An 8929-nucleotide genomic window follows, 5' to 3' on the forward strand; every position below is an offset into this window, starting at 1 on the left:
GATGCGATCGGTGACAGTGGAACACCGCAGTGCCGGGGTGGACGCGCGGACGGCGTACGGGCTGGTGCGTGACTTCGCCCGCTATCCGCGCCTGGTCCCGATCGTGCGGCGGGTGGACGTCGCTCCGGCCGGGCCGGGGGGTGCGGTGATCAGCGACTGGGAGGTCGACTTCCGCAACGGGGTGCTGGCCTGGACCGAGGAGGACGTCTTCGACGACACGGCGATGGGCATCTCCTTCCGGCAGACGGAGGGTGACTTCGAGACCTTCGACGGACGGTGGGCGATCACCCCGCAGGACGAGGACGAGGACGGGGGCGGGGGCGGGGCGGGCTGCACGGTGCGTTTCGAGGCCGAGTTCGACTTCGGTCTGCCGAGCCTGTCGCAGATCATCGACCCGGTGGCCGAGCGGGTGCTGCGCGAGACCATCGAGACGATCCTGCGGACCCTGCTCGACACGAACACGAACACGGGCGTAGGCGCGGACACGGGCGCGGGCGTGGGCGTGGAGGGGGTGTAGTGGACGCCGCGAACCGTTTCGAGTCGCGCACCACCTACCGGCTGCTGCGCGGCGAGTACCTGGCCGGGCTGGTGATCAGTGCCTGGCTGCTGGTCGCGCACTGGGACCAGGTGCGCTGGCCGGTGGCCGTGGGCCTGTTCCTGTACATCGATCTGATCGGGTACGTGCCGGGTGCGTTGGCGCACCGGCGGGCCGGTCGGGGCCGCGTCCCGCGCGTGTACTACGTCCTGTACAACACGATGCACAGTTGGCTGACCGCCGGGGCGGTGGTGGGCCTGTGGGCGTGGTGGTCGGGTTGGGAGTGGGCGCTGCTGGCCGTGCCGCTGCATCTGTGCGGGGACCGGGGGCTGCTGGGTAATTTCCTCAAGCCGTTCTCGGTGCCCTTCGAGCCGGCGCGGCATCCGGCGTTCGCCTCGTTCGAGGCGGCCGTGGACGCGGCCGGCGGGCCCGGCGCGGACGCGGTGTCCGGGGACGGGCGCACGGCCCGTCCTGCCGGGAGCCGGGCGTGAACGCCCGCCGTACCGCCCCGGCCGTGGGCGAGGCCGCGGGCGTGGGCGAGGCCGCGGGCGTGGGCGAGGCCGCGGGCGTGGGCGTCGTGGCGGCGGGGCGGGCGGTGGAGCTGCTGCGGGCGCACGCCGACCATCCCAGTGCGGTACTGGCCCTGAACGAGGGGACCTCGAGGTATGCGGGGCGGTCGCGGGAGGGGCTCGTGGCCTACACCCGGCGCGGGCGCCGTGACGTGGTGCAGTTCGCCGCGCCGTTCGCCCGGCCCGAGGACCGCGGCGGGCTGCTGGAGGAGTTCTGGGCGCATCTGGCGGCGGGGCCGGGGCCCGCGCCGCGGGTCACGGCGGCGCAGGTCGCCCGGGCCGACGTGCCGCTGTACGCGGAGCGCGGTTTCACGGTGAACCAGCTGGGCTGCACGTACGGGATCGACCTCGCCCGGTTCACGGTGCGCGGGAAGCCGCTGGCGAAGGTCCGGCAGAACGTGAACCGGGCGAGGCGTGAGGGGGTGACGGTGGTGGAGGCGGATCCCGGTGACCTGAAGGATCGGCGCGAGCTCGACGCGATCGACGCCCGGTGGCTCGCCGGGAAGGGCCGGCACGTCAAGGAGTTGTCGTTCCTGATCGGTGAACGCGGCGGTCCCGCGGGCCCGTTGCGTCGCACGTTCCTGGCCCGGCACCAGGGCCGCACGGTCGGCTACATCAGCTATTCGCCGGTGTGGGGCGCCAGGTCGGGCTGGCTGTACGACCTGACGCGTCGGTCGCCGTCGGCGCCGGTGGGGACGGTGGAGCTGGTGAATTTGACGGCGTTGGCCTGTTTCCGGGAGGAGGGCGCGGGCTGGCTGCATCTGGGGTTGACGCCGTTCGCCGGGTTCCGGGACGCCCACGAGCCGGCGTGTTCGAGCCGGGGGCTGGGCCGTGCGCTGCGGTGGGTCGCCGAGCACGGGCGGCTGGTGTATCCGGCGCGTTCGCAGGAGGCGTTCAAGTTGAAGTGGGCCCCGCACGTGATCGAACCGGAGTACGTGGCCTTCCACGACGGGGTGGGCCTCCCGGCGGTCTGGCACCTGCTCAGGGCCACCGGCGCCGTCTGACCGCCGAAAACCCGGGACCGGACCCCGCCGGGACCGGGCCTGGGCCTAGGCCGGGCCTGGGCCGTCCCCTCCCCCGGGTCCCCGTAACTCCGCGTCCCGGCGTCGCCGCACCTCCGCACCTCCGCACCTCCGTCGGATCCGTACTTCCGTACTTCCGTACCTCCGTACCTCCGTCGGATCCGCACCTCCGTACTTCCGTACCTCCGTCGGATCCGTACCTCCGTACCTCCGTACCTCCGTCGGATCCGTACCTCCGTACCTCCACATGTCTGCAACTCCGTGCATCCGTACATCCGTTGCGGGTGCGCACCGGTATTCACGCATCCCGGTGTCCGCGTGTCCGCGGATGCCACGAGAAGGAATTGAGGCCGAGCCCATGACCACCACTCCCGTCGAGGCCGACTGGGACCGCGCTCCGAGCGTGCTCGAAGGCGCCCGGACGTTGGAACTGACCACCGGTGACTGCAACCTGCCGTACTGGTTGCGGCACGTCGCCGGCACGATGCTGCGGCGTCTGTCCGACGGTTCGGTTCCCGACGTCGGGCCGACCGCGGCGGTCCGGACGCCCGGCCCGCTGCGCGACGCCATCGTCGACGAGTTCACCTTCCGTCACCTGGCGGAGGAGAAGGCGGCCCGTGCGTTGTCCTTCCTGGTCTTCCACGCTCCCGGCACCGACGACCTGGAGTTCTTCTCGACCCAGTTGATCGACGAGGCCCGGCACGCCCGGATCTTCCGGGAGCACCTGCTGCGCGTGGGCCTGGACGCCGCCGAGATCGAGGCGGAGGTGGCCAGGACGGCGGCGACGACCGCGCCCCCCGTCCTGGACCCGTTGGAGGAGTTCGGCCTGCAAGTCCTGCGCGACCAGGGTGACTTCTACGGCGGTGTGCTGGTGCTGACCGTCCTCGTCGAGGGTGTCCTGGCGCCGGCCGCGGAACTGTCCGAACGTAAGTGGGCTCCGCTGGATCCGGCCGCGGCGCTGGTGGAGCGGGGGGCGAACATGGACGAGATCCGCCATCTCGCGGTCGGCAGCTCGGTGGTGCGCCGCCACCTCATGGAACACCCCGAGGAGCGCCCCCGTCTGTTGGAGATCGTCACCGAGGGTCGGCGGCTGTGGGAGAAGCTCCCCATGCAGGAGGTCCTCTTCCGCCGCGAGTCGCTCTTCCAGGAAGGTCTGGCCGAGCACGGCGATCTGATCGGCGACTACGAGATCTGGCCCGGCCGGCGACTGGTCGACACCGGGATCCAGGAGCGGATGGAGGCCGCGGCGCGCTGGTCCCAGGAGACCCAGGACACGCGCCTTGCGTACATGCTCCTCTCGGACGCGGCCCGATGAGCGCGGCGCCCGGGCCCGGGCGTTGGGAGGTGGCGCTGCCCCCGTACCGGGGGGACGGGCCGCAGCGGGTGGTCACGCAGGTCCTCGAGCCGGCCGGGGTGGCGCGTGCGGTGGTGCTGATCTGGCCGGCGATGGCGGTCGGCGCCTCGTACTACGCGCCGTTGTGCGCCGAGCTCGCACGACTCGGTATCGCCTCGGTCTCCGCGGACCTGCGTGGTCAGGGCGAGAGCGGGCCGCGGTCGGGCCGTGCCTCCCGCCAGGGCTACGACGAACTCGCGGCGCGGGACTGGCCGCGGGTGGTGGCCGCGGTCCGGGAGCGGTTCGGCGCCGACGTCCCGCTGTACCTGCTGGGACACAGCATCGGCGGGCAGATCTCCGCGCTGTACACGGCCCGGGAGCCCAAGGGTGTCGACGGGCTGGTGTTCGTGGCGGCCGGGTCGGTGGACTTCCGCGGGTTCCGGGGTGCGGGTGCGTTGCGGGTGCTCCTGAGTACCCAGCTCGCCGCGTCGATCGCCCGGTTGTGGGGGTACTTCCCCGGGCACCGTCTCGGGTTCGGCGGCCGGCAGCCGGCGCGGTTGATCCGGGACTGGGCGCGGATCGCCCGGACGGGCCGGTTCGAGCCCGCGGGCGCCGACCTGGTCTACGCGGACGCGCTGGCGGCGGTACGGCTGCCCGTGCTGGCGGTGTCGGTCGCCGGGGACGCGTTGGCTCCGCCCACGGCGGTGGACCGGCTGTGTGCGGTGCTGCCCGCGTGCACGGTGGAGCGGTGGCACTACGAACCGGAGCCGGGGGTACGGGTCGACCATGTGCGGTGGGCCCGCCACGGGGGTCCGGTCGCGGCACGCATCCGTGCCTGGGCCGACACACTGTGACCCGCGGGGGGCGGTGGAACCGACGGGCCGGCCCCCGGATACCCGCCGGGGCGAGCCGGGTACCCGCCGGGTTCCTGCCGGTGCCCGCCCGGATGCCCGCCGGTGCCTGCCGCGTGCCTGCCGGACCTCCGCCGCGTGCCTGTCGGGCTGTGATCCGCAGGGGCGGTGGAACCGACGGGCCGGACCCCGGATGCCCGCCGGGGCCCGTCGGTTGCCCGCCGGATGCCCGCCGGGGCCCGTCGGGTTCCTGCCCGGTGCCCGCCGCATGCCCATCGGGGCCCTTCGGGTTCCTGCCGGGGGCTTGCCGGGTTCCTGCCGGGGGCCTGTCAGGTTCCTACCGGGGCCTGTCGGTTGCCCGCCGCGTGCCCGACGGGCTGTGACCCGCAGGGGCGGTGGAACCGACGGGCCGGACCCCGGGTACCTGCCGGGCCTGCCGGTTGCCCGCCGGGTACCCATCGGGGCCCGTCGGGTACCTGCCGCGCGCCTGTCGGGTGCCTGCCGCGCGCCTGTCGGGTTCGTGCCGGGGGCCTGTCGGGTTCGTGCCGGCCCTGGCGGCCCCCGTGGATTCGAAGGCCGGAACATGGTTAAATTTGGACTAACTTACAGAACGAGTCGTATCGTTCAATTGCCTGCGCCGCCGGACCGCCGGCCGATGCGTACCACCTCGACGAACGAGAAGATAAATGGGACAGAAGAGGAACCTCCAGCAGGTGTCGGACCGTTTCGGCACACACACGCGGGACCTGGACGCTCGTGAGCGGATCCTCTCCATGACCTTGCGCATGCTGGCCCGGGACGGCTACTCGAAACTGACGATCGGCGGGGTGGCCACCGAGGCACGTGTCGGCAAGGCGACGATCTACCGGTCCTGGCCCAACAAGCCGGCCCTCGTCCTGGACGCGGTACGCGAGGAGTTGCCCGCGATACCGAACGAGGACACCGGCGACAGCAAGGCCGAGTTGATCGCGGTCGCCCACGCGCTGGCCGACCTGTACTGCTCGCAGAAGATCCGGCTGGCGTTGCCGGCGTTGCTGACGGACGTCGCGGACGATTCCGGGCTCCGTCGTTTCCTGACGGAGAACCTGATCGAGGGCCGCAAGGCCTCCTCCCACCAGGTCCTGTCCCGCGCGGTGGAACGTGGACTCCTGCCCCAGGACACCGACATCTCACTGGTCCTCGACTGTTGGGCGGGAGCGATCCTCTTCCGCAGTCTGTTCTTCGAGGAGAACCTCGACGACGACACCGTCCGACGGATGGTCGAAGCCACCCTCGCATCCCCACCACGACTCCCCACACCCTGACACCACCGGCCACACCACCGGCCACCACCACCCCAACCCGCCCCCGGCCGGGCCGAGCGGGACCGGCCCCGGCCGGGCCGGGAACCACACCCGTCACCCGACCCGTCACCGGCACGGAACCACCCCCCACCGAAGCCACCCGCCACCGATGCCCACCACTCCCCCACGATCACCCGGACCCAGCGCCCGATACCGGGGGCGAGGACGGAACCGGGGACGGGACCGGGAGCAGGGATCGGAGCCCATGCGTCGATCCCGCTCGCGCAGGCATGGGCGGGGGCGGGGGCGGGGGCGGGGGGCGTGGTCGCCTCCGTGGACGGGACGCGGTTCGTGGTATCGGTGCCGTCGGTGCACACGCGGCCCGACCCCAAGCACATCAACCATCGAAGCGGGGCGGGGCGACCCGACCCAACATGACCAACGACCAGGCGCCCGGGCGCCCGGGCTCGGCGACAAGGTATCGGCTCGGCGCGCTCGGCCTGGTCCTCCACGCCTTGGTGCTCTTCGACACCCGCTACGTGGACGCTGCTGTCGCCCGGCTCCGCACCGACGGCTTCGATGTCCGCGAGCGGGATGCGACCCCCTCTCCCCTTTCGTCGGCACCACCTCAACACGCTCGGCCGGTACTCCTTCCAACCACCGGAGCCGCCCGGTGGCCCGCGGCCCCTGAGCGATCCGAGCGCCGTCGACGAGAGGTGACCGAGAGCGAGTGACCGTCCTGCGTCCTGCGTCCTCCCCGAGCCGGGCGGGTCCGCATCTTGGGTGCGAAGGTTGCTCGCATGTTCGGGGGTTGGGTGCGCGTCGCAGATCACACCAGATGGGGCCGGAGCTTTCCGGTGAAGTACCTCCTGGTTCAGGAGGACGAAGACGGGGTGGAACAGCTCTGGGGGAGGTGCGCGGGTGTTGAAGGGTTGTTCGTCGACCCCGTCCCGCCGCCACGAGAGGTCCTCACCCTCCGTGGATGCCGCCCCGACGGTCTCCTGAGCGAGGTCCTGGCCGAGCCCGACCTCTCACCACGGAGTCCGGGCGACGTGTGCGTCGAGGTCCGGGACGACGAGAAGCCCGTGCAGTGGTGGACTCTCGTCGATGCGGTCGTGATGGCTCATCAGCCTCACCCGGACGACCCGGCACGACACGACATCGTGCTCGGCGCCGGCGTCAGGAGCGAGGAGAGCTTCTTCGAACTGCCCACGACACCGCGCTTCGAGCTCTTCGCCGGAACGATGACCGCTGCGGCAGACGCAGGCCGATGCTCGGTCGTGGACGGCCTGTTCAAGGCGCGGGTGGACCCGGCCCCCGTTCCGATGGAGCTGATCGGCTGCGAGCCTGCGGAGCCCCTGCTCGCGGCGCTGCGGAGCCCTCGACGGTCGGAACGCGACTGGGCCCACCTCCTGGTGCTGGATCGTCATGGTGCCGTGATGGCCTCCCGCACCGTGGGCCTGGCCATCACCGGAGCGCGGCCGTCCGTGCTCGCAGGCACACTCGTCGACATCACCCTCACCGATGGTGGAGACGATCGGCCGTCGTCGGCGGCCCGCCCGATCTGGGCGGAGTGGTACCAGGGTCCGCCGGCACAGCCCAACATGTGGGCACCACACGACTCGCAGGGCACGGCCGCCTGGTTGGACCTCACCACCCGTGCCTGGCGGATGCCCACGCCCCGACCGGACCGGTCCGGCGGTGAACACCATCTCGACGGCCGGTTCGTCACGGACGTTCCTGGGCTGCACTGCGCGATGGCCGAAGCCCTGCTCGGGCCCGGCCGCTACTACGGGCGGGAGCGGAACGCCCTCAAGGACTGCCTGAGCGGTGGATTCGGAGTGGCCCCACCCTTCACCTCGACCTGGCACGACTCCGAGGTCGCCCGCCGCGCGCCGGCGGACGTCGTGGAGGAACCGCAGGACGGACCTTCCTACTTCGAGGAGATCGTGCGGCTCCTCGAACAGCGCGGCGTCACGGTCGTACTCCGGTGAGCCGCAGGCGCCCCGGAGTACGAGTTCGGGACAGACCGAGCGGGCTTCAGCACCTGCTGCTGCCGGGCGCGAGCAGGCTGGTGACCTCGGCGATCGCCTTCGGGGACGGCTTGAAACACCGGCGGACGTTCTCCGTCTTCTTGTGCCGTGACGTGACTTCACCATGAGCATCAGCAGGCCCGCGCCGGCCCCACCGAAACGGGTCGGGCCGGAACGGCGGTACTCGTGCGGGTCCCAGCCGGTGCCCGACCCACGCACCGGGGTGTGTCCATCAAGCAGCGCACGGGCCTGCCCGTAGGAGAGGCGGGCGAGCCCGGTGCCCGGACAGACGTCGCGCGGGCCGACCACCTCGCCAGGGCCGGGACAGCGACGGGTGACGAACACCGGCCCACAAGCGCGGCCCTTGAACAGCCCGGGCAGTAGCCGAGCGGTCCCGACGCCCCGACGCCCGACGCCCGACGCCCGACGCCCGACGCCCGACGCCCGGCGTCCGGCGTCCGGCGTCCGGCGTCCGGCGTCCGGCACCAGGTCCGACCGCCGCGGTCATGGACCAACGCCCCTCGCCGGCCTCCTGTCGTCGACCATTCCCACCGACCACACCACGTCCTAGACTGCGACCGCTCCAAAACCTGGCGATCATCAGGAGGGCGTGCGAGATGAACCGAGCACTGATCAGCGCATTTGCGGCCGTGACGTTGGTTGTGTCCGGGGGAAGTGCCGCCACCGCTTCCGACGGCGCTCCGCCGCGCACCACGCACGGCCCTTGCCAGTACACACAGACCCCGGACGAGCCGCCCGCGCGTCATGTTCCGCTGCCGCCTGACCCGCGGCACACCCCTGGCCGTGGCACGGTCGACATGGCTGTTCCGACCAGCCAGGGCCCGCTCCCGCTGCACTTGGACCGGGCCAAGGCGCCGTGCACGGTCCAGAGTTTCCTGCACCTGGCACGGCATGGGTTCTACGACCGGACGGTGTGCCACCGTCTGACGGCGTACCCGACGCTGAAGGTCCTGCAGTGCGGCGACCCGACCGGTACCGGTGAGGGAGGGCCCGGGTACAAGTACAAGGACGAGCTGCCCGTGGACCTGCCACCCGCACCGACCGATCCGACCGGCGCGCGCCGCCTCTACGGGCGCGGCCTGCTGGCGATGGCCAACGCCGGTCCGGACACGAACGGCTCACAGTTCTTCGTCGTCTACGGCGACTCCGCACTACGCCCGAACTACACGGTGTTCGGCACGGTCGACCCCGACGGCCTGGCAACACTCGACAAAACCGCCGCCGGAGGAATCGAACCGACCGCGGAGGACCCGGCACCGGTCGACGGCACACCCGTACTACG

The 8929-nt window shown here is 72.0% G+C and carries 8 protein-coding genes and 2 pseudogenes; 9 read left to right on the top strand and 1 reads right to left on the bottom strand.

The genetic code is table 11. The features are described from left to right. Position 1: 1 nt before the first annotated feature. The 8 genes and pseudogenes from AB8A24_RS38420 to AB8A24_RS38455 all read left to right on the top strand — a co-directional run bounded on the left by AB8A24_RS38420 (position 2) and on the right by AB8A24_RS38455 (position 7587). On the top strand, positions 2–517 hold the full coding sequence (locus tag AB8A24_RS38420; RefSeq protein WP_369478816.1) for a type II toxin-antitoxin system RatA family toxin: 516 nt from the start codon (positions 2–4) through the stop codon (positions 515–517). Continuing rightward, positions 517–1026 (top strand): hypothetical protein, encoded by a 510-nt coding sequence (locus tag AB8A24_RS38425; protein WP_369478817.1) that lies wholly within the window; start codon positions 517–519, stop codon positions 1024–1026. Before AB8A24_RS38420 ends, AB8A24_RS38425 begins: the two co-directional genes overlap by 1 nt. Next, on the top strand, positions 1023–2108 hold the full coding sequence (locus AB8A24_RS38430; RefSeq protein WP_369478818.1) for a phosphatidylglycerol lysyltransferase domain-containing protein: 1086 nt from the start codon (positions 1023–1025) through the stop codon (positions 2106–2108). Before AB8A24_RS38425 ends, AB8A24_RS38430 begins: the two co-directional genes overlap by 4 nt. 376 nt (positions 2109–2484) lie before the next feature. Further along, positions 2485–3441, top strand: a complete 957-nt coding sequence (locus AB8A24_RS38435; RefSeq protein ID WP_369478819.1) for a VlmB-like protein — start codon at positions 2485–2487, stop codon at positions 3439–3441. Further along, positions 3438–4313, top strand: a complete 876-nt coding sequence (locus AB8A24_RS38440; RefSeq protein WP_328959639.1) for an alpha/beta fold hydrolase — start codon at positions 3438–3440, stop codon at positions 4311–4313. The genes AB8A24_RS38435 and AB8A24_RS38440 overlap by 4 nt, the downstream gene beginning before the upstream one ends. A gap of 683 nt (positions 4314–4996) precedes the next feature. Continuing rightward, positions 4997–5614: a TetR/AcrR family transcriptional regulator gene (locus AB8A24_RS38445; protein WP_266385491.1), complete on the top strand. Its 618-nt coding sequence runs from the start codon at positions 4997–4999 to the stop codon at positions 5612–5614. Positions 5615–6078: 464 nt separating this feature from the next. Next, positions 6079–6313 (top strand): annotated as a pseudogene (locus tag AB8A24_RS38450) (Tn3 family transposase); the annotation flags it as partial. A 137-nt stretch (positions 6314–6450) separates the two neighbouring features. Beyond that, complete coding sequence (locus AB8A24_RS38455; protein ID WP_369478820.1) at positions 6451–7587, top strand: barstar family protein; 1137 nt, start codon at positions 6451–6453, stop codon at positions 7585–7587. A 46-nt stretch (positions 7588–7633) separates the two neighbouring features. Here the strand turns inward: AB8A24_RS38455 and AB8A24_RS38460 are convergent. Next, positions 7634–8022, bottom strand: a pseudogene (locus AB8A24_RS38460) (site-specific integrase); the annotation flags it as partial. A 422-nt stretch (positions 8023–8444) separates the two neighbouring features. Here AB8A24_RS38460 and AB8A24_RS38465 point away from each other — a divergent pair. Further along, a partial coding sequence (locus AB8A24_RS38465; protein WP_369478821.1) for a peptidylprolyl isomerase occupies positions 8445–8929 on the top strand: 485 nt, incomplete at its 3' end.

Origin of the sequence: Streptomyces sp. BF23-19 (genome assembly GCF_041106355.1) — a bacterium.
GTDB classification, from domain to species: domain Bacteria; phylum Actinomycetota; class Actinomycetes; order Streptomycetales; family Streptomycetaceae; genus Streptomyces; species Streptomyces virginiae_A.

Coding starts and splice junctions, on each gene's coding strand:
- AB8A24_RS38420 (WP_369478816.1), top strand. CDS start 2: ATGCGATCGGTGACAGTGGAACACCGCAGTGCCGGGGTGGACGCGCGG.
- AB8A24_RS38435 (WP_369478819.1), top strand. CDS start 2,485: ATGACCACCACTCCCGTCGAGGCCGACTGGGACCGCGCTCCGAGCGTG.
- AB8A24_RS38440 (WP_328959639.1), top strand. CDS start 3,438: ATGAGCGCGGCGCCCGGGCCCGGGCGTTGGGAGGTGGCGCTGCCCCCG.
- AB8A24_RS38445 (WP_266385491.1), top strand. CDS start 4,997: ATGGGACAGAAGAGGAACCTCCAGCAGGTGTCGGACCGTTTCGGCACA.